Below are 20,614 nucleotides of genomic sequence, written 5' to 3' on the forward strand. Positions count from 1 at the left end.
TGGAGGCAATCTTTAGATTGAAGAAAGAACAGCGTATTTCAGGTTGATGGGGCACATGCAATGCCTGAAAAATACTGATTGGCGCCTTGCCGGATACGAATTGATAGAAGATGCGGGAGCAGAATAAGATTTACCGGTAAATTCCTCAATTTTAATTTTGAAAATCAAACCGGGTATTTATATTCGTCTCTACATTAATCATTGCGAATCCAATCAATTCAACCCTGCTATGAAACTACCATATTCTTCAACCGGCTAGTACCATTACCTTACTTTATTGTTGTCATCAGTCCGCGGTAATCTTACAATGGTAAGTGCTGCTGATTGTTTATTAATTAATTTAAGCCGGTGGTGTGTCATTTATGCAAAGCGCAAAACTAAACGTCGACCTTCAATTCCCTGTTATCGTATTTATTGGCAACCATATACGTGTTGTTCATTCAGTAAAACAATTACTGGTGTGTAAGGTTGCCGATGTGCATACCATCAGTCGTATGGACGAACTGGTACTGGATACCGCAGGTTGTTTATACAGGCGCACAAAATTTGTAGCGCTTGAATACAATGACATGCTCGGCGGGTTTAGTATGCGCAATTTTTTATTCGGGCTGTGTTATGTGCACAAAACATTCGAACGTGCGCAACAACTGAGCATTGAAGATTTACACGGGTACTTTGGTAAGATGCAGCACATGCAACGTAATTCGCCTGCAGTGATTGATGCTGACCTGCAACAAAGTTTCTTCCAGTTAACAGACCCGCAGGAAGCCCTGAAATGGCTTTTCTATATAGCTGATAGCCGGCAGTTCCCCCATCCCGAAAAGAATGAATTTAAATGGCGGCAAGGGAAACGCTATTTGCGCAGAATTTGCTCCGAGGCAATGAATGCATACCCGTTTTAAATAACAGCTAGCCTCACCCCGGTATCTGCTCCTGCAATAGCTCGTTTCCTGCCTTGTCGTAATAAGTGCAGGTCATTGCAGTAAGATCTACGATCCATTTCTCTACGCCTGTTTCCGCACAGTGCCGGCAGAAGGTAAGATAATCTGTTTTGCCCTGCTGGTGTATGTTGAGGTAGCCGGCAAATGCGGTTTTGTCTGCTTTGCCTGCGATTGCCAGGTCTTCATACATCGGTGTTGATTGTGTTTGATAGTTGTTTTTGCCGAAATAACTGGTATGGCTGTCCACAACCCAGGTCTCAAAACCGGTAACGCCCATTTCTTTGATCTCCCGGATATAGTTGGGGAAGTCTGCGCCTGACTGCACTTGGGCATGTGCTGCTTTTATCTGCTGTACGGTAAACATCATCTTTAAGCTTTGTTTTGAATAAAGCGTGATGAAATTAATAAAACAACAGCGGGATTGCAATGGCTGCATTGCCGGGATAGGATAATAGTGTATTGCATGCAACAGCGTACAACAGGCAATAACAGCGGGGTTAACCGGGTACATTGCAGCGAATGATAGTAAGACATTGTGTGGGTGCCCTTCAGTACCTGCTCCTCCCATTCACTTTCATCCTTCCCGTGCATATTGAGTAGTTTTCAGGTAGCCAATATTATCATGCAACCTGCGTGGGTGGCTGATTTAATGAAGTATTACTGGAAATGAGTTTTGTATGATAGAATAGCTTATTTCACTTCTTCAAAATCCCCGGGTTTCCAGCTACCGTTAAAGGCGGCTTCTTCGGGGCCGTAAATGCGGAAGTAGGTAAACCAGCCTTTGTTGGGAATGGTTTTAATCCATACACCTTCTTTGCCGGCCGGGGCTGTAGGGCCAAAGTATAAATCAATAGCGCTGCCCGTTTTGTCTTTTAGTTCAAACATAGAACGCAACGCAGCCTTTTTCTGGTCGGTGGCAATTTCGCTGCGTGTAAAAACATCATAAATGGTAACAGACCAGAACAGCTTATCTGGCACAGGTAATGGTACCGTTAATTTATAGCTTTTGCCGCCATCAAGGTAAGCGCCGGTTTTGTCTTTTACACCCAGCCAGTATAATGAACCTGCACCAGGCGCACGGTTAAACATGGCAGGAGATTCTATTTGCGCCTGGTAAAACCATTTTTCACGGGCATAGAGATCAGTGTAGTTGGCTGCATCGAAGGTGCCGTTAGTGTACTGCAATACTGCCCATTCCCATTGCCTGTCTTTCCAGGCAAGTTTACCGGGTCTGCGATCAGCAAAAGACTGTACGCGCATAATGGCATTGCCTGCCTGCGCAGCCTGTTCAAGAATGCGCTTCATGCGGGCATCGGGGTTAAAAGGTTTGCCTTTCTCAATGCCCAGTTCAGCCAGTTCTCCATACATAGCCCTGTAGGCTGTATTGGGCGGTTCCTGGTCAATGAGTTCGTGCAATTTTTGCCAATACTGTATGTTGTTCTCCCAGGGCACCGGCGTAAATTCCAGGCCGGGCTTGTTTAGGCTAACCCATGTGGGATCTTTCCAGCCGGCCTGCTTATTCAATGGGTACACTTTTACTGATTTAATCATCGCTTCTGCAGCCTCGGCGCCACCTTGCTGCGGAATTGCTCTTACCAGTACCAATACGCGATTGGTAGTGGCGGTGGCGGAATATAATCCCGGTGGTACGGTGCCCTTATAGCCCGGCGGTAAAATAACATGCCTGCCACCTTTGCCTTTGTCGGGGCCGGGTAGCCCTATGTCCATTACATACAATTGGTTCAGGTCGTTCACTACCGACATAATAGGTCCGGGTGGCACTTCCACTACCATTGGTCCAAGCTCGCCCAAGTCTAATGTAAGACCGGCATATTTTGTATCTGAGTTTGGTGTAAATACCAATTGTTCAGGTGTGCCATCCAGTATGGCAAAAATTTTATTGGGAAGCACGCCCCCTCTTAAATTACCTTCCCATGTGGCCAGTATAGACACACTTGGATAGAAGAACCGATAGGTTTGTATAGCCCGGTTTAAATCTGCATCGTCATATGCTTTCTGAACAGTTTCGGTTGTAGGGTATCCATTTTTAAATTCATAGTGCGGGGAGAAATTAGCAGCGGCAGTTGCTGCCTGGGTATCAGCAGCCGGTTTACCGGCCTGTTCGTCTTGGTGGTTAGCACAAGATGCCATTAACGCAACTATGAGTAACAGGAGCAAAAACTTTTTCATAATAAGTGAATTTTGATACATGGCTTTGTTGAGCAAGCGTTATTTCACTTCTTCAAAATCATCTGGTTTCCAGCTGCCGTTAAAAGCTGCATCTTCGGGGCCGTAAATGCGGAAGTAGGCAAACCAGCCTTTGTTGGGAATGGTCTTTATCCATTGTTTTTCTTTGCCGGCGGGGGCGGTTGGTCCAAAGTATAAATCTATTGTCGGGGTTTTGCCTAAATCTTTCAGTTCAAACATGGAGCGTAGGGCTGCATATCCCTGGTCTGTAATAACCTGGCTACGCGTTTCCGCGTCATAAATGGTGATTGACCAGAACAGTTTGGCTGGCACCGGTTGTGGAATGGTGAGTTTGTACGTTTTACTGCCATTTACATAATTGCCGGATTTATCATACAAGCCAAGCCAGTATAAAGAGCCATAGCCTGCCTTTCGCCTGAACATGGCGGGGGAAGCGCCGATAGCCTGGTAAAACCAAACTTCCCGGGCATCAATATCAACATAAGAGGGAGTATCAAAATCGCCGTTTTCCGGGCGTAATCCGGCCCATTCCCAGTGGCGGTCTTTCCATACCACGCGGTCTTCCCTGCGGTCTGCGAAAGATTGCACGCGCATCTGTGCATTGGCAACAGCAGCGGCCCGTTCCAGTATGGCTTTCATGCGTGCATCGGGTGCAAAGGGTTTGCCTTTGGCAATGCCCAGCACTGCAAGTTCTCCGTAATAAGTTCTGTAGCCTTCATAAACAGGCTCCTGGTTTAATACCTTGCTCAATATCTCCCAGTATTTAATGTTTGTTTCCCATTCAAGCGGGGTAGTGTTCTGTGGTTTTCCTGACAAATCGAGCCATTGAATTGCAGGTGCACTGGCAGCAGAAGCCAGCGGATAGATTTTTATGGTTTTAATGCGCGCCATGGCTGCAGCTACATCGCCGCCAACGGGCAAAGAGCGTATGCCAACGGTGAGGTTGTTGGCAGAAGATTTCCATACATGGTACCCGGCAGGGATATCACCTTTATAGCCCGGTGGCAATATCAAATGCTTGCCGCCTTTGCCTTCATCAGGGCCGGGAATACCCATGTCGGCAACCCAGCGCTGGTTAAGATCCATGGCAACAACAATGAGCGGCCCGGCGGGAATGTCGATGACTATTGGCCCACCGGATAAATCTAACAATATAGGGCCATAAGGCGTATCGGAGTTGAGTGTAAAACCTACCTGCTGTGGTTTGGTATCTAATGTTCCTGCTACTGTATTGGGTTTAATGTTAACGGCCAGGTTTCCGTATAACAGGCCATAGCCTGAAACAGTGGGGTAGAAGAACTTATACGCCTGCACTGCACGATAAAAGTCTGCATCATCGTATGCTTTCTGGATAGTAGCCCTGGTGGGGTATCCGCCAATAAACTCATATCCCGGCGCCATGTTTTGCGTAGCTGCTGTATCGGCTGCATTCGTTTTAGGCGAAGATGACTGGTTGCAGGCTGCAAGCGATAATGCTGATAAAAGCATTAGTGGTATTCTGTTCATAACAGTTGCATTTATTTTTTGTGACACTACCAGGAAACCCAGGTTGGTTATGGAATACGTACTGTGTGAAGTATGATAAAGCTACTACAGCCACGACTGTAAAAAGAAGTGAAACGGTTACTGTAACGTTACAGGCATAGTAATCACATTGTAGCTGGCAATTAAAACAACAAAGCCCCATCTTGAAAAAGACGGGGCTTTGTTGCACACATATATCACCCAATAATCAAAGCTGCACATTGAGCATTACAATTTTCGGCTAATGGCACTTACCCGTTTGCCCTGCTTATCGAGGAACAAGATCATTTTCTGGAAGTCTTCAATAAACTGCAGGGTAGCTTCCGGCAGCGGGGCCAACTGTTCAGCACCACGTTTAAATCCCTGTAAAAAGATTTGATTTGCCTGGTGTTCATTTGCCGCTGAAACCATTCAAAAGCAGTAGAAGGGTACTGTAAGCCAACAGGCGTAAGGGTTGGGTAAAAAAACGCTGGCTGGTGGCTTGTTTGCTCATGGATTTTTTTGTTGGTGTTGTTTTAATAACCCGGGTTCTTCCTGTATGTGCAGGTGTAAACGGTGTACGGCCTCGGCCATGCGGTTCAGGTTTTCGTGAAAAATAATGCGGTCGCTGCGTTGCAGTACTGTTAAGCGATCGGGAATGGTAAGCTTTTGCCTGTCACTGCTGCTCAAGTGGCTTTCGGGGAAGATGAAACAATAATTGGTAAAGAAAACGGGCCGCGGGAGCGGCCCGTTTTTGGAACCCAAGTGAAGGCATTTATTGGCTCAATTGTTTCTTATGTTCAACAGTCGCAACCGCCTCTGTAACCATAGGTACAGGAGGAGTGTGGCTGCTATTTGTTTTTGCCTGCATGCTTTTTATGATTTTCTTGCCAATGCGCATTGCATGTTTCTCAATGCCGTTATAAAACAAATATCCGGCTGCCGTTGATAAAATTATTGCTAATAATGTACTTGTTGTACTTTTTTCAATGTTACCTGTAAGCAGGTGAATAACCAGGCCATGAACCAGGTATAGGGAATAGCTGATTTTCCCTAGGAAATTTAGTATTGGCTGAATAACAGGTAAGTTAACGTTCTGTGTTGCATAAAACAACCAGAACAGCAGAAACGCAGCGGTGTATGAATTAAATATGCAAATAATGCTGTAGCCCGGATTATGAAAGATGCCAAAGCCTACATAAAGGGTACTATAAACATTAATGCAGGTAAGCAACATCATCCAGGTAAAATGTTTTGTTGAAATATCCCGGCTGAAATAGCGAAAAATGTACAATCCGGTAAAGCAACAAAATACCATCAACACACGGCCGGCCGGTAGCTTGCTGCCCATATAAACTGTTGCCAGCGTAAATGCAAGTAGCGCCAGGTTTGCAGCGATCATTATGCCATTGTATTTTTTATTAAGCTGCCAGGCAAACAAGGCGGCAAAAATTACATACCAGATAACTTCCATAAACAATGTCCAGGCGCCACCTACCAGGCTTATTGTCTGAAATTTTGACGGCGGCAGGTAGTCCTGTATAAACAACAAATGGTATACTGTATTATATTATGAGTATATCTAAAAAGATATTCGAGGAAATCAACACACATGGCCTTGACTGTTCAATAAGAAAAACAATGTTGTAACGACTAGTGTTCTGCTTATACAGGGGTATAAATTTCAACACAAAACAATAATTTTAATTTGGAAGTCGTCGTCTATCTTTTATCTTAGACGTATTGATAAAACGAAAATTAATCAACCCTATATGATGTAAGTAATGTCAACTTAAGTCTCTGCTGTTTCTTCGCGCATATAATCCTATTTAAACATTTTCAGCATTCTATCCAGGGTTTAAGTAACTAACTGGATGCTCCTCATATTCTTAATTCCGCAGCGATTTAAGTAGTCCTTGTTTATGCATGTGAACAGAGTTCACGGGGCTTAACTATTTAATTTGCTTCACATGAAATTTGTTTGTTTACCAATTTTATTGGTACTGGCACAGCTCTATGCCTATTCCCAGAATAGTTATCCTGCAACCGGAAATGTTATTATTAAAAACGGCAACTACATTGAAATACAGGATACAACAGGCGCTACCAATGTGCGTTTGTTTACCAGCAAAAGTACATTTGCTGCAAATACACTTCCTGCCAGCCTTCAGCTTCACCGTTCTTACATATCCGGAACAGATTCATCAACTCGATTTGCGAATGCCGCAAGTGTTATTGATATACTGCAGTTTTATACTAATTCAACGCCGGGCATACATTTAAATGGCAATACCGGCGGTACATCCTATTTCAGAAGTGGAATGCTTGGTATAGGTACAACCAGCCCCACTGCTATGCTGGATGTTGCTAATAACGCAGTCGTAGGTCTTGGCGGAGATAAATTTAATGTGCCGCTGGTGCTTTGGAAAAGAGGAGATCAATACGGAACCGATGGAGCTGCTTTAATAATAAGGCATACAGGGCAAGGTGTAAATACATATTTGAATCCTACTTCAGATTATGGGGTTATAAGAATTACCGGGTTTGATACTACTGTATCTAACAAGGTAATTAACTCGCATGACAATTTCGTAGTATACACTAACGGTGCCGTTGCAATTAATACCAAAACAGTGCCCAATGGCTATAAGCTTGCGGTAAAAGGAAAGGTTATCGCGGAAAGTGTAAAGGTGAAATTGGCATCCGCCGGTTGGCCTGATTATGTATTTGACTCTGCTTATGACTTACGGACGTTGGTAGCGGTTGAACAATATATTCAGCAAAATAAACATCTTCCTGACGTTCCTGCTGCCAGTGAAATAGCTGAGGGTGTTGACCTGGGCGCAAACCAGGCAGTCTTGCTCCGGAAAATAGAAGAGCTAACGCTTTACCTGATTGAAATGCGAAAGGAAAATGAGCTGCTTAAAAAACGTATGGAGCAATTGGAGAACGCTAAACGATAAGATAATTAACGCTTCGGTTAAAAGCAGTACATGAATGTCTTGTTGTTGCACCAGGTTATAGCCAGGTGTTAAGCAGTAAGGCATTCAATTCAGGATGGGTTATCATTTCTAATCATGAATTTTTTTAAGCATGCAATATCGATTCAAAAGTGAATATTTAAGCGCAATTAGCCATAAGTTACTGTATGTATTGCTGGCTGTCGTTGCAACTCTGTTGACACCCGATCTCAATGCGCAAGTCAATATCGACAACCTTATTCCACATTATTTTCAGCAAGCCCCCAATTCCGCGGCGCTGAATAAATATGGTGAATACCAGGTATCGCTTTTTACAGGCGTGCCTGAAATCTCCATCCCACTTTACACAATTAAGCAGGGGGCGCTTACTTTGCCAGTCACCCTGAGTTATCATGCTTCCGGGAATAAAGTTACTGATGCCGCCAGTTGGGTAGGATTAGGATGGTCTCTTAATGCCGGAGGCGCTGTTTCCAGGAAATTAATGGGCGCTCGTGGGGATGAAAATAGCTCCAACGGATACCTTCATACTGATTTTAGAACCAGTGCCCAGGTAGATCAAACAACAGAAGCGGGCAGGGAATACCTGGGGCTTTTGTCAGGCGGAACATATGATACGGAGCCGGATATATTTAGTGTTTCAGCGCCCACTGTTGATGCTAAATTCTTTTTTGATAGAGGCAATGGTTTTCAACCTTCTTTTTTACATTATTCGCCAGCAAAAGTGACCTCCAGTTTTATCAGTACAGCTGATGTTCCATTTAATGTCCTGGATGAAAAAGGGATCAAATACCGGTTTGGCGGCAATTTTCGTGAAACGACCACCTCTTATAATGGTGGCTCATCCAGTACTGATGTTAGTTCCTGGATGCTTGAGAGCATGAGCGCGCTAAATGCGGTTGATGAAATTGATTTTAGTTATTCCACCCAATATGGAAGTGTCTCAGATGACCTTGTTGATACCTGGGAAATAGATGATAACCAAAATCAATACGAGGCGGGAGGCTTTTGCAGCATGATACCCAATCCTTCAATAACAAGATCCATTCACGTAGGGTCAAATGTTATCCAATGCCAACTGCAGGAAATTACTTATAGGGGTGGAAAAGTTGTTTTTACCCTGTCTAACAGCTTCAGGGAAGATCTTACCAACTTCAAAAGTCTTGCATCTATCCAGGTTTATAATTTAGATGTTGCTACCAACCAGTATCAACTACAGAAAACTATATTGCCGTTTCTAAGCTATTTTATCAATGGTACGGATGCAGCAACTAAAAGATTGCGCCTTGACTCTTTACAAATCCTGGACAATGCCGGTGCAGTCACAGAGCGATATTCGTTTGCATATGATGCACTTGCGCTGCCTGCGCCTACCTCGAAGCAGCGTGATTTTTGGGGTTATTACAATGGCAAAAACAATAGCTCTCTGATACCGCAGCAGAACATTACCTTTTCTCCAGGATCTGGCAGTACTCCACAGACTATAATTATTGGAAGCAACTATCCAAATGGTCGCGATGCAGATGCCGCCTATGCAAAGGCATGTGTGCTGAAAAGGATCAATTATCCTACCGGGGGGTACACCACGTTCGAATATGAAGGAAACCAATACCTGCAAGGCAGTGCGCAAGGGTATGCCGTTAAATATGCCGGCGGATTGCGCATCCATGCTATTGCTAGTTACGATGGTATTAATGCTGCACCGCTATTAAAAACTTATGAATACAATACTGCCAGACCCAATTTTATACCAGGTAATCAATACTTTTTTACCAATACATGGCATGAAGACTGGTATTTTAACGGTACTTCCTTGGGATGGTGCAGTACCAATCGCAGAGTATACTTGTCGAATCCGACCATAGACTTTCTTCCTTATGATCAGGCAGCTGTTGTGTACCCAACAGTAACCGAATACCTAGGTGATGCAACCAATAATTCAGGCAAAACGGTTTACCAGTTTAAGGATGCGGCCGATATCGTAAGCTCAGCGAGTATCGCCAAGCCGATTATGATAACCCAGTATTTCCTGAGAGGGCAGCTTCTCAATAAGTCTGTGTATCGAAATACGGGGCCGGGATTATATCAAATTGTAAAGGAAGAGCGACATTCTTATGATGCTTTCCCGGGAAGAACTTCCGTTGATGTTGGTCTTACAGCGACGCAGGTGCTTGACCAGTCAGGAGCAGTTGCTCCTGCTGATCACAAAAACAATCTTTATTACTATGGTTATTATGGTATTGAATGTGGTGATTCCTATCCAATAAAAAACGAAGTTGTGACTTACGATGCTAATGATCCTTCGAAATTCACCATTCAAACCGAAACCAATACTTATGGTAATATAATACACCAGCAAGTGACCAGGATAGATAAGGTAAATAGTGATGGAACGCATTATATCTCGAACCGGAGGTTTCCGGCAGACTATATCCCTGCTGGTTCAACATCTACAGCAAATTCCGTTTTGAATGCTATGTTAAATTACAACATGCAGGCCATGCCTATTGAATCATGGGAGTCGGTATTACCGGCTGGCGCAGGATCAACGGAAGTTGTGCGCGGTGGTCAACTTAACAGCTATACCACCAATTACCATTATCCGCAGCCCGCTACAATATATCAACTCGAAAATGCCAGTTTGTTAAATGACTACACAGCCAGTTATGTGACTGGTAATGGCGGATTAACATTTGATTCAAGATATAAGGTTGCCGTGAATTTTGATTTGTATGATAGCGATGATCACTTAGTTCAGTATACCCCGCGTAATGGAGCGCCGGTTGCAATGATCTGGGACTACAACGGACAGTTACCTGTTGCTGAAATTAAAGGTGCTGCCAGGAACACTACTGCTTATACTAGTTTTGAAGGTACTTCCAATAGCGTATGGACTTATAATGGCACGTTTCTTCATAACGGTGGTGCGACCGGACAAAGCTCGTTCCAGGGAACCATCAGCAAAGCCGTGCCTGCAGGTAATTATACCGTTACTGCCTGGGCTTTAGGCGGTAGCGGTATAACTGTGAATAGTGCAAGCGGTATAGCTGTTTTTACAAGCGGTAACTGGACGATGTACAAATGGGAACTCTCAGGCGTTTCCAATGTTACGGTTAGCTCGAATAACATGGATGAAGTGCGTCTCTATCCAACAGGGGCTCAAATGACGACTTATACTTATACTCCAACAATCGGCATCACGAGCCTGAGTGGGCCTACCGGTGATGTTAACTACTACGAGTACGATACCTACCAACGTTTGAAGCTGATAAAAGATCAGAAAGGAAATGTGATAAAGACATTTGATTACAAGTACAATAATAAACTTCCGCTGCAATGAGTTCTTCAACCATAAAATCCTTTGTTGTATTTATACTGGCTTTTATTGTATTGTCAATATCAAAAGTTACGGCGCAAATAAGCGGCCTGACGTCAGTAAATGTAGGTCAGTCAGTATCCTACAGCTATAGCGAGCACCCGGAATGGGGGCAGCAGACCTATTGGTTTTGCACTGGCGGGCATATTGTTTCCGGGCAGGCAAAAAGTCTCAATTGTGTAATTGTCTGGGATACACCAGGTGCAGGATCTGTGTCAGTCGATAATGGCCATACTTCCTCTATCTATTTAAATGTTACCATCAGTGCGGCGCTTCCATTTGTTCCTGGTACACTTTCTCCTGCATTGCAAACTACCTGGCGAACTTTGCCTTTCTCGCTTTCTGCCACTAATGCAACCGGCGGCACCGGGCCTGTTACCGGCACTCAATGGGAGTCGGCTGCGGAGGGAAATCATGATCCGAACAACAGGAACTGGCAACCATTCACCAATTCAGGGCTTACCTACAATGGCATTGCACAGCACGATTACGAGGGATATGATACAACTTTCTACCGGGTAAAGTATAGCAATAATTATAACCAGGTGGTTTATTCAAATGTTGCGGCGGTAGCAGCATTGAAGCGAACATTTTTGCCGGGTACTATTTTCGTTCCACAAACAGTAGTCTATAATACACCTGTAACCATCAATCAAAACCCTGGTTATACTACCGGGGGACCTGATTGTAATTTACTGTACCAATGGGAGAAAAGTGTAGACAACGGAACAACGTGGACAGCTATCCTTGGTCAAACGGCTGCCCCATTTACGGATCTAACCCCAGTTTTACAAAATACCCAGTACCGCAGAAAAGTTACTTGTGAGCAGACAGGAACTACTTTTTATACTGATGCTTATCTGGTAACGGTTGTGCCTGCGCCCCTATATGCCGGCACTATTGGGTATAGCCAGGTGGTTTCTACCGGGAATACCGCCGTCCAATTTTCTGAACTGACGGCTGCGGCTGGTGGTTTAGGCGGCTACACATACCAATGGCAGTATTCTAATGACAATGTGAACTTTTTGAATATTTCTGGCGCTACAGCGGCAACGTTTAACAATGCATCTATATCAAAAACAACCTATTTGAGGCGGCAGGTTTTTTCCGGTGCACAGATGGGTTATAGCAATATTGTTGTTGAGCGTCTTAAACCGGCCGTAACCAGCAATCAGCCTGATGGCAGTTCTGGAAGTACTGCAACAGAATCAACCGTGCCTATGCCCACAGGTTATACTGCGGTAGATCCGGCTCAGATAAGCTTTATAAATCAACGGAGCGTTGGTAAACCTGGTGTTTTGGATGCAGCAGCCGCCAATACCTTGTCCGGAGTATTTGATGTGCAGCAAGTAACTGACTATTACGACGGATTAGGAAGGACCATTGAAAAAGTCGCCCGACAGTCCACTGCCACAGCAACTGACTTTGTGAGCACGAGTTTTTATGATGCTTACGGTAGAAGTAGCCAGAGTTATTTGCCTTATGCAGATAATGGCACCTCCGGCAGTTTTAGAAAAGATCCGGCGGTACAGCAGCCTGCATTTTACTCAACGATATACCCTTATGGTGAGGGCTTCTTTTACAATAACACCGTTTTTGACAATACGCCGGAAAATATGCCATTGCAGCAACAGGCTGCTGGCAACAGCTGGGTGGGCAGCAATCGAGGCGTTACTTCATTTGTAAGAAGCAATAGCGCGGATGAAGATGTCAAAATCTGGATTATGCCCGATGCGCAGCAGTCTGTCCCGGTCGTGTCCGGAGCCTATCAGCCTGGCACTCTGATTGTTTCAGTTACTACCGATGAACAGGGCAATCAGGTGTTAACTTACAAGGACAATTTAGGTCACATTGTTCTTAAAAAGGTGGCCATTGCAGATTTGCCTTCTGCTGCTTACACAGGTTGGCTCAGTACTTATTACGTGTATGACTATATGGGCAATATGCGGTTTGTTATCCCCCCTAAGGCTGTAACGGCGATCAGTACAAACTGGCTGGTAACTACTGATATTGCCATGGGACTTTGTTACCGGTATGAATATGATGAACGCCAGCGGATGATTGTGAAAAAGGTGCCTGGCGCAGGTGAAATAAGGATGGTGTATGATAAGAGGGATCGGCTGGTGTTTTCACAGGATGCCAATATGCGTTTGAAAAACTGGTGGCAGGCGCATCTTTTTGATAACCTGAACAGGGAGGTGCAAACCGGGATGCTAACCTATAGTGGTGACCGCGTTGCCTTGCAAACTTATGTGAATGGCGTAGCTGACAATACAACAACTGTTAATTCAACTGTACCAACCGGATCCAGTTTTCCCACAGACATTACACTGGGAAGCTGGGATGGCAGTTTTGACTATACGGCTGTGAATAGCGTTACGCTGAATCCTGGTTTTGAGTTCGATGGCAGCCAGGGTACACTTACTGTGCAAACTTTGCCTGCAGTTTTAAATGGGAATTTTGATCCTACTCAAACGGTAAACATGAATCCTTTACCTGCGGGTACTTTTGTTCCGCTATTATTCACCTACTACGATAACTATAACTGGACGCAGAAAACATTTGATGCTTCAAATAACAATAAGCTATCCGGCGGCAATAACCCATATCCCGAAGCAATGCCAGGCCAACGGAGCTTGCTAACTACAGGGATTGCTACCGGTGTTCGCACCCGCATTATTGAAAATGCCAATGACCTGACTGCAGGTGGATGGCTTGAATCGGTAAATTTTTATGATGACAAACACAGGATTATACAAATGCAATCGGATAATTACAAAGGTGGTAAGGATATTGTCTCCAGGCGATACAATTTTACAGGGCAGGTGATTAGTGTTTACCAGGTGCACAATAACCCGGCAGCTGCAACAGGTAATTTGCGCACGTTGACTGTAACAGACTACGATCATGCAGGAAGAGTTCTCCGGGTAAGTAAGACCATTAATGATGAAACTGCCAACACGAGGGTTGTTGCACTAAATAATTACAATGCATTAGGGCACCTGAGTACAAAACAGATTGGACAAAAGACAGATGCATCCGGTATTCCGTTGCCAGGTACTTTTTTAGAAAATGAAAGTTACACCTACAATGTACGCAACTGGCTGAAAGGTGTTAACTGGAACTACTCAGGCAGTGCGCCCAGCACACAGGGCACCCAGGCGAGCCAGAACAAATGGTTTGGATTTGACCTGAGCTATGATTGGGGCTATAACACGTATTACCTGAATGGCGATATTGCCGGCATGCGCTGGATGACTGCCACGGGCGGGCAGGAGAAGAGCTATGGATTTGGGTATGATAACACGAGTCGCTTACTATTTGCTGATTTTAAAGTGACAGATGGCAGCGGCTGGAATAATAACGATGGGCTTGACTTTAGTATGAAGATGGGCAATGGAGCAGATTACACACAGGCATACGACGAAAACGGCAATATTCTTCAAATGCAGCAATGGGGACTGAAACAGCCAGGTGTTGGTGCATTGATAGATAACTTAAAATATACTTATGCCCAAACCAATAACAGCAACAAGCTACTGTCTGTAGAAGATCAAACAGGTACAACAGATAATAACCTGGGCGATTTTACTGACCGGAATACAGGCAGCCCGGATTATGGCTATGATGTAAATGGTAACCTGGTAACCGATCTGAATAAAGGGATAAGTGGTACAACCGGAGAAGATGTAAATGGTAACTTAAGTTACAGTTACCTGAATCTGCCTTTCAAAATTACAACCAATAAGGGAACGATAACGTTTGTGTACGATGCGGCCGGCACAAAACTACAGAAGACTGTAGTAGAAAATGCTACGGCTACGAATGGTAACCAGGTAATTACCACACAAACAGCTTATCTGAATGCGTTTGTATATGAGAATAACAAATTGCAATTTGTACAACATGAAGAGGGGCGATTGCGGCCAGCAAGTGCAAGCGGTAATACACTGACGGCTTATGTGTTCGATTATTTCTTAAAAGACCACCTGGGCAATACACGCATGGTACTTACGGATGAACATCAACAGGATCAATACCCTGTAGCAACACTTGAAACAGGTGCAACCCAAATCGAGAAAAATTACTATGATATCCAGGACGCCAATATTGTAACCAAGCAGTCTGTAACAGGATTTGTAAATGTAGCCGGACAGAATTATCCCAACAATAATGGCAATCCTCCTTACAATACCAATAATACCAGCCAGGTAAATGCCGAAAGCCAGGCGCTATACAAGTTGAATGGTAACGGAACTAAAACAGGACTGGGCATTACGCTGAAAGTAATGGCTGGTGATGTGGTTGATATATTTGGGAAGTCTTATTACTTCCAGAATACAGTAGACAATAATCATAACTCGGCTCCAGCAGTAACGGCTTTATTAACTGGATTGCTTGGCAATCCCTCCGCCAGCGGCATCAGCGCAGCACATGGTGGTGTTACTGCCGAAGCCTTAAATGGAATTGCGGCAACGAGCGCACCGATTGGCAATGCCCTATCCCAGGCTGCACAGGCCAATAATGCCACTCCCACACGGCCCCGTGCCTACATCAATTACCTGGTGTTTGATGACCAGTTGCAATATGTTGGCTCGAATATGAGCCAGGTGTATACCAGCGGAGGCGTTATCAAGGATCATCATGGAGAATTGTCTGGCATACCCATCACAAAAAATGGCTATATTTATGTGTACTGTAGCAACGAGAGTCCTGTTGATGTGTTCTTTGATAATTTACAGGTGATACAGACCCGTGGACCGGTGTTGGAAGAAACGCATTATTATCCGGGTGGACTCACTATGGCTGGTATTTCTGACAAAGCGTTGAAATCCCAATACGCTCAGAACAAATACCGCTTTAATGGCAAAGAACTAGAGAACCAAGAGTTCGCGGATGGATCGGGGTTAGAACAGTATGATTTTGGCAAGCGTTTTTATGACCCTCAACTCAACAGATGGCGGGCAGTAGATCCGCTTGCGGATAGCATGCGGAGATTTTCGCCGTATGCGTATGCCTTCGATAATCCGATAAGATTCATTGATCCCGATGGAAGGAGTGCAGTAGATCCTGGCGATAAATTCAAAACACCGGAAGCTGCTGCAAAGGATTTTGCTAAACTCTATAATGATAATTCAATATCTAATAAAAAAGAATACGCTACGTACATTGTAGAGGTTAAAAAGGACGGTTCGACATTTTATACTTACCTGAAGCCTAATGAGGGATCGGAAGCATCTTCAACGCCTAAAGGTTTAGGGTTATCGAATGAAGGCGACGCAACAACCGTTGCCAGAGCACACACACATGGAAACTATGACCCTAAGTATGCCAACGATGTATTTTCTCCAGCGGATATAAAAAATGCACAAAACCAAGGAGTGGATAGCTATGTTGCAACGCCGGATGGTAGTCTACAAAAATATGACAACTCAACTAAATCGGTAAACACAATAGATACAAGTATTCCAAGCGATCCTGCAGATCCTGCAAGAAAAAATACAGTTGATGCAGCTTCTTTACCTAAGAATGAACCGACCTATGGAGCCTTTGATTGGATAAAACGTAATATTATTGCGCCGATTTTAGTTGGTGCACAGGCAGCTAATCGCGCAAATTAGATTTATGAAAAGCAAACACTATTTTTGGAGTTGTATAATTTTATTAGGATGTACGCTTGCAATTGCAAATTGCAACAATCCCAGCAATCGGAATCAGCCAATAGAATCACCTAAGACGGCGGAGGCTTTGGAGAAAGAAAAAGTGATAAAGATTGCCGAAGAAATAGCCTTTAAGGAGTATGGTGATGAAATAAAAAATGAATTACCATTGAAGGCGCAACTGTTCGGAGATTCTATGTGGATCATCCAAGGGACTTTACCCGAAGGTGCAGATGGAGGAACCGTATATATTGAGTTAAGTAAAAGTGATCATAGGCTATTAAAAATTACACATTACAAGTGAGTTGTTTTGAAAAAAGACCTCGTATAACAGATAATGCCGTAGCTGTTGTTGCGGTTTTTTCTTTTTGGTTCTCGAAACTTCCCTAGCTTTACGGTGACGTAAACCGTTAGGAGATGAACACTTCCCTGGAGCATTTACCGGAGCACAAGCAAAAGCAGCTGAGAGAGATCACCGGGATCATCGTGAAGGCGGTGGATCCCGAGAAGGTGATACTGTTCGGCAGTCACGCCACGGGTTCAAGAAGTGGTACAGGAAGTTAAGACGGAAACCCTGACAAAAGCGGTGAGGCTGGACGAGTACTTCCGGTCTTGCTGCGTTTATACCCTCTCCCGAATCCGTCCCCAGGCGGATGAGCGGCCAGCGTTTTGGTTGTACCAAAACATAGCTGGCTACGCCTTCGGGGATCACCCAAATGAGGGCGCCCGTCGCGCCCGGCAAGATGTATAAATGTCCACCAAAATGCCGGGACAGGAGCGACGATCTCTGGTATGGGAAGCCCTTACCCTCACCTAAACCCATCACCCCGTAAAACGCCTTAAAATGCCCTCCCTATAATATCCTATAAAAACCGCCTCCCCCGGAGGGGGACGGGAGGGGGCGAAAAACGTCTTTACACAAAATCCCCCAAGACCTCACAGGCGTTCACAATTTTACACAGCCGTTCACAGCTTTATCCAGCCCTTCCCAGGGAATCCCCTCTTTTTAGTCCATCCTGCTACGCTCACCCTTGGCCCAGCTCCTGTTAAGCAGGATGTACTTTTGTATATACAAAAGTCTCCTGGTCATGTGTAAAAGCGGGGCAAGATGCATCTTACTACTCGAATGGTATCGAGTTAATGCAATAGGCTTCCGCCGGCCCCATCCTGCACGGTTAATACCCGGTCAATGCAGCAAGGCTGATCATGCAGGATGTGTTTTTGCAGGGCAAAAACTCCGGGCCGCCGGGGCGGAATGACCGTAATGGACAGATTTTTTTCTTTCATCTGAGTTCAATTGAAAAGGTCAATTGAGAGGAAAAATCGATTATCTTGGAGGGGTATAGCAGTTCTTTGAACAGGTCAAAATCCGAGCGCCGGGCAAAAGGGGTTCGGGTTAAAAAGGGGATGGTAGGTATTATCCGTTTGGGTTGACCATGGCGGGGATTAGTAGTAAGGCACCGGGGAAGTTGCAGAAAAGGTACAAATACAACGGCATAGAGCAAAACACCGATTTAGACTTAAATACATACGAGGCACACTTCAGGACTTTAGACCCACAGATAGGGCGCTGGTGGTCGTTAGACCCCAAGCCCAATGTAAGCATAAGCGGTTATGCAAGTATGGACAATAATCCCATACGTTATGCTGACCCATTGGGTGATACTTTGCGAGTTCAATTTAGAACAGGCTTCTTAGGCTTGGGCAAAAAGCAGGAAGTGATTTATAATAATGGAAGTTTGACTAATAAAGATGGTAGTGCATATGCAGGTAAAGTGAAAGGTTATTTGGGTAAGGTTGTCGGAGCGTTAAGCTCATTAAACAATACAGCAGAGGGAAAATCAATGGTTGGAGAGTTGCAAAACTCTACAAATAATTTTATTTTAAAGAATGGTTCAGCTAATTCATTTACACCTTCAAATTTAACTGCTTCCTACGGCAACATTCCATCTCTTCAAAAAGTATCTAATGGAGCTCTTCCCACTGGGGGCAGTGGAGGAACCATAGTTTGGAACCCTGGAATAACTACAAGCGGAATGAATACAGCGGGAAGTATAGACAGACCTGCTTATATAGGATTAGGGCATGAGATGGCACATGGACGAGATGCAAATCAAGGCACACTGTACATTGGGAGCGATTATACAAATCCATTAAATGGCAATTCTTATTTAGCGCAAGACCAAGGATTAAATAAATCTGAATGGCGTGCGGTATATTATGAAAATATAATCAGAGGACAGGCGGGTATTCCTTTGCGTTCACAATATGGATTACAAGATAATGGCGGCAGCTTTACAGGAACAGGACCTTCATTATTAACACCGGCAGGGCTTCCAATTAATTTTCCAATACAGTAATCTATGAAAAAAGCAATAACATTATTCTCTATGTTGTTTGGGGTAGCGATGAGTTTACATGCTCAAAAAGAAGCTGTTTTTTGTAAAGGCAAAGGTTATAGGGGCTATGTGTTCGACACCAGCTATTTGGTTTTAAAATCAATCAAGGAGCAACATAGTAGGGCTGTATTGTCTTGTGATGAAATAAAAGTTGCAGAAGGTATTTTAAAAAATAATCTGGCTTCTTTGAACGCTAATAAAGTCAATCAAACTGACGGTTGCCCTAATATAAGTAAGAAGCTATGTAAGTACCGCCGCCAATATTTTGGATTTATAAACTCAAAAGGAGAAAAAGTTGTTTGGATAAATATGTTTTGGAATAAAGAGTTTAACGATAGCTCAAAGCATCAGTTGGTTAGCGTAAGCGATGGTTGTAGTTATTATTGGAATATAGAGGTAAACATAACAACAAACACTCTAAGCAACTTGCAGATAAATGGAAAAGGTTAAATAAAGAAGCCCGGCAACGCCAGGCTTATTTATTTAGTATCGCCTGCATTTTATTTTTAGCGAGGAAGGCATCGAGGAGCGTATAAACACATTCTTTACCGCAGGCTGCATCATTGAAAACCAGTTGGCGGATATGTTCAAAATTCCATGAAAGGTGTTGCTCCTGGTAAAAGCGCTGTATTTGGGGTTTCAATTATGGGTGGGTATCACACAATGACGCTTACGGCAACCAATAATGTACTTGTACCTAGTTTGCCCATTCCGGGAACAGATATATCAACTCCGCCTATCACTTTTACTACCTTTACGATGTCTGACCAGGGAACAATTGCAACGTTAGGGCGTGGGAATCTCAAATATCAGTCAGCATCGGCACTGGATGGGGGATTAGCTACTTATATTCATTCTCAAATGAATGCAAGAACTGAAGGCGGTTCTCCTTTTCCAGCTACAATAGAATTGCATCAAATTCTAAACAAATAACGATATGATTAAGAAAAGGCTGATAATTGCTATTTTGTTTTCTTGTGTCTTTAATAGTTTTCACGTAATCGCACAGGATAATAGTTTAAAAAAATTAAAATCCAACTAACCTTAGGTTATGAAGAAAACTACCAGAATCCAACAGAGCGTTATGAAGACTTCAGGAAACTATTTAAAGGGAAATTGAATAGTGATCAATTTAAGCACGCGGTTGCCTGGAATTTTCGTGCAAAAGAGAAAATTGGGAATGTAAGAAGGGGTATTAATATCTATGTTTATCAATATAAATCCGATCGATCTGCGTCGGAAAAATTCAAAGATGCGGAGAATGTGAAAAAGACACAAGATGATTCTGTTTTTTCAAAAGGATGGAGCCAGGCATTGCTGAATGGAAAGTATATACTGATTATTTCTACCGATTGTGCTTACGCTGAAGATGAATGGAATGGAATATTGAAAATCTTTAACAAGAGCGTAGTTAAAGTGTTGGATAAACATGTTGGCGATCGGAAGATTGACTGTGCGTGCGGAGGAGGATGTTCATAGCGGATTGTAGCGGACAGTTTCACCGGGTGAAATAGCTTTTCATAATTCGGACAATTCAACGTATAAAAAA

The 20,614-nt window shown here is 43.8% G+C and carries 16 protein-coding genes and 1 pseudogene; 11 read left to right on the top strand and 6 right to left on the bottom strand.

The features are described from left to right. The first annotated feature begins 458 nt into the window (after window positions 1-458). The gene (locus DXN05_RS13180; RefSeq protein ID WP_147313913.1) at window positions 459-902 is read left to right on the top strand and encodes a hypothetical protein; all 444 of its coding nucleotides are present in this window, start codon (window positions 459-461) and stop codon (window positions 900-902) included. Between the two features lie 13 nt (window positions 903-915). On the opposite strand, the gene DXN05_RS13185 is transcribed toward DXN05_RS13180, so the two are convergent. From DXN05_RS13185 to DXN05_RS13210, 6 genes are all read right to left on the bottom strand, one after another. After that, the gene (locus tag DXN05_RS13185; RefSeq protein WP_245975205.1) at window positions 916-1,308 is read right to left on the bottom strand and encodes a DUF1398 domain-containing protein; all 393 of its coding nucleotides are present in this window, start codon (window positions 1,306-1,308) and stop codon (window positions 916-918) included. A gap of 323 nt (window positions 1,309-1,631) precedes the next feature. Further along, the gene (locus DXN05_RS13190) at window positions 1,632-3,131 is read right to left on the bottom strand and encodes a DUF1254 domain-containing protein (protein WP_211330043.1); all 1,500 of its coding nucleotides are present in this window, start codon (window positions 3,129-3,131) and stop codon (window positions 1,632-1,634) included. A gap of 39 nt (window positions 3,132-3,170) precedes the next feature. Next, window positions 3,171-4,655 carry a DUF1254 domain-containing protein gene (locus DXN05_RS13195; protein WP_116847740.1) on the bottom strand — a complete coding sequence of 495 codons (1,485 nt, stop codon included), beginning with the start codon at window positions 4,653-4,655 and terminating at the stop codon, window positions 3,171-3,173. Between the two features lie 246 nt (window positions 4,656-4,901). After that, window positions 4,902-5,084: a hypothetical protein gene (locus tag DXN05_RS13200; RefSeq protein ID WP_116847741.1), complete on the bottom strand. Its 183-nt coding sequence runs from the start codon at window positions 5,082-5,084 to the stop codon at window positions 4,902-4,904. Window positions 5,085-5,162: 78 nt separating this feature from the next. After that, complete coding sequence (locus DXN05_RS13205; RefSeq protein WP_116847742.1) at window positions 5,163-5,417, bottom strand: hypothetical protein; 255 nt, start codon at window positions 5,415-5,417, stop codon at window positions 5,163-5,165. Between the two features lie 10 nt (window positions 5,418-5,427). Next, on the bottom strand, window positions 5,428-6,204 hold the full coding sequence (locus tag DXN05_RS13210) for an acyltransferase family protein (RefSeq protein ID WP_116847743.1): 777 nt from the start codon (window positions 6,202-6,204) through the stop codon (window positions 5,428-5,430). Window positions 6,205-6,622: 418 nt separating this feature from the next. Here DXN05_RS13210 and DXN05_RS13215 point away from each other — a divergent pair, with 418 nt between their 5' ends. The 10 genes and pseudogenes from DXN05_RS13215 (at window position 6,623) to DXN05_RS13250 (ending at window position 20,544) form a co-directional block, all read left to right on the top strand. Continuing rightward, on the top strand, window positions 6,623-7,615 hold the full coding sequence (locus DXN05_RS13215; RefSeq protein WP_147313914.1) for a tail fiber protein: 993 nt from the start codon (window positions 6,623-6,625) through the stop codon (window positions 7,613-7,615). A 130-nt stretch (window positions 7,616-7,745) separates the two neighbouring features. Then, entirely contained in the window at window positions 7,746-10,970 is a 3,225-nt protein-coding gene (locus DXN05_RS13220) for a hypothetical protein (protein WP_116847745.1), read from the top strand. Beyond that, entirely contained in the window at window positions 10,967-16,627 is a 5,661-nt protein-coding gene (locus DXN05_RS24690; RefSeq protein ID WP_158559239.1) for a DUF6443 domain-containing protein, read from the top strand. The genes DXN05_RS13220 and DXN05_RS24690 overlap by 4 nt, the downstream gene beginning before the upstream one ends. Before the next feature lie 4 nt (window positions 16,628-16,631). Next, window positions 16,632-16,970 (top strand): NTF2 fold immunity protein, encoded by a 339-nt coding sequence (locus tag DXN05_RS13230; RefSeq protein WP_116847746.1) that lies wholly within the window; start codon window positions 16,632-16,634, stop codon window positions 16,968-16,970. Between the two features lie 113 nt (window positions 16,971-17,083). Then, complete coding sequence (locus tag DXN05_RS24695) at window positions 17,084-17,230, top strand: nucleotidyltransferase family protein (protein ID WP_158559240.1); 147 nt, start codon at window positions 17,084-17,086, stop codon at window positions 17,228-17,230. An 863-nt stretch (window positions 17,231-18,093) separates the two neighbouring features. Continuing rightward, window positions 18,094-18,315: pseudogene (locus tag DXN05_RS25140) on the top strand (RHS repeat-associated core domain-containing protein); the annotation flags it as partial. After that, window positions 18,289-19,026 carry a M91 family zinc metallopeptidase gene (locus DXN05_RS13235; RefSeq protein WP_245975206.1) on the top strand — a complete coding sequence of 246 codons (738 nt, stop codon included), beginning with the start codon at window positions 18,289-18,291 and terminating at the stop codon, window positions 19,024-19,026. The pseudogene DXN05_RS25140 and the gene DXN05_RS13235, both read left to right, overlap by 27 nt. Before the next feature lie 3 nt (window positions 19,027-19,029). Continuing rightward, window positions 19,030-19,515, top strand: a complete 486-nt coding sequence (locus DXN05_RS13240; RefSeq protein ID WP_147313915.1) for a hypothetical protein — start codon at window positions 19,030-19,032, stop codon at window positions 19,513-19,515. A 147-nt stretch (window positions 19,516-19,662) separates the two neighbouring features. Then, the gene (locus tag DXN05_RS13245) at window positions 19,663-19,998 is read left to right on the top strand and encodes a hypothetical protein (RefSeq protein ID WP_116847749.1); all 336 of its coding nucleotides are present in this window, start codon (window positions 19,663-19,665) and stop codon (window positions 19,996-19,998) included. A gap of 183 nt (window positions 19,999-20,181) precedes the next feature. Continuing rightward, window positions 20,182-20,544 (top strand): hypothetical protein, encoded by a 363-nt coding sequence (locus DXN05_RS13250; RefSeq protein WP_116847750.1) that lies wholly within the window; start codon window positions 20,182-20,184, stop codon window positions 20,542-20,544. Window positions 20,545-20,614 lie beyond the last annotated feature (70 nt).

It is taken from the genome of Deminuibacter soli (genome assembly GCF_003412455.1).
Taxonomy (GTDB): domain Bacteria; phylum Bacteroidota; class Bacteroidia; order Chitinophagales; family Chitinophagaceae; genus Deminuibacter; species Deminuibacter soli.

Bases quoted from the DNA above. Each gene is read 5' to 3' on its own strand.
- DXN05_RS13245 (WP_116847749.1), top strand. From the start codon at position 19,663: ATGAAAGGTGTTGCTCCTGGTAAAAGCGCTGTATTTGGGGTTTCAATT.
- DXN05_RS24695 (WP_158559240.1), top strand. From the start codon at position 17,084: ATGAACACTTCCCTGGAGCATTTACCGGAGCACAAGCAAAAGCAGCTG.
- DXN05_RS13190 (WP_211330043.1), bottom strand. From the start codon at position 3,131: ATGAAAAAGTTTTTGCTCCTGTTACTCATAGTTGCGTTAATGGCATCT.
- DXN05_RS24690 (WP_158559239.1), top strand. From the start codon at position 10,967: ATGAGTTCTTCAACCATAAAATCCTTTGTTGTATTTATACTGGCTTTT.
- DXN05_RS13235 (WP_245975206.1), top strand. From the start codon at position 18,289: ATGGACAATAATCCCATACGTTATGCTGACCCATTGGGTGATACTTTG.
- DXN05_RS13195 (WP_116847740.1), bottom strand. From the start codon at position 4,655: ATGAACAGAATACCACTAATGCTTTTATCAGCATTATCGCTTGCAGCC.
- DXN05_RS13215 (WP_147313914.1), top strand. From the start codon at position 6,623: ATGAAATTTGTTTGTTTACCAATTTTATTGGTACTGGCACAGCTCTAT.
- DXN05_RS13220 (WP_116847745.1), top strand. From the start codon at position 7,746: ATGCAATATCGATTCAAAAGTGAATATTTAAGCGCAATTAGCCATAAG.
- DXN05_RS13240 (WP_147313915.1), top strand. From the start codon at position 19,030: ATGAAAAAAGCAATAACATTATTCTCTATGTTGTTTGGGGTAGCGATG.
- DXN05_RS13230 (WP_116847746.1), top strand. From the start codon at position 16,632: ATGAAAAGCAAACACTATTTTTGGAGTTGTATAATTTTATTAGGATGT.
- DXN05_RS13185 (WP_245975205.1), bottom strand. From the start codon at position 1,308: ATGATGTTTACCGTACAGCAGATAAAAGCAGCACATGCCCAAGTGCAG.
- DXN05_RS13200 (WP_116847741.1), bottom strand. From the start codon at position 5,084: ATGGTTTCAGCGGCAAATGAACACCAGGCAAATCAAATCTTTTTACAG.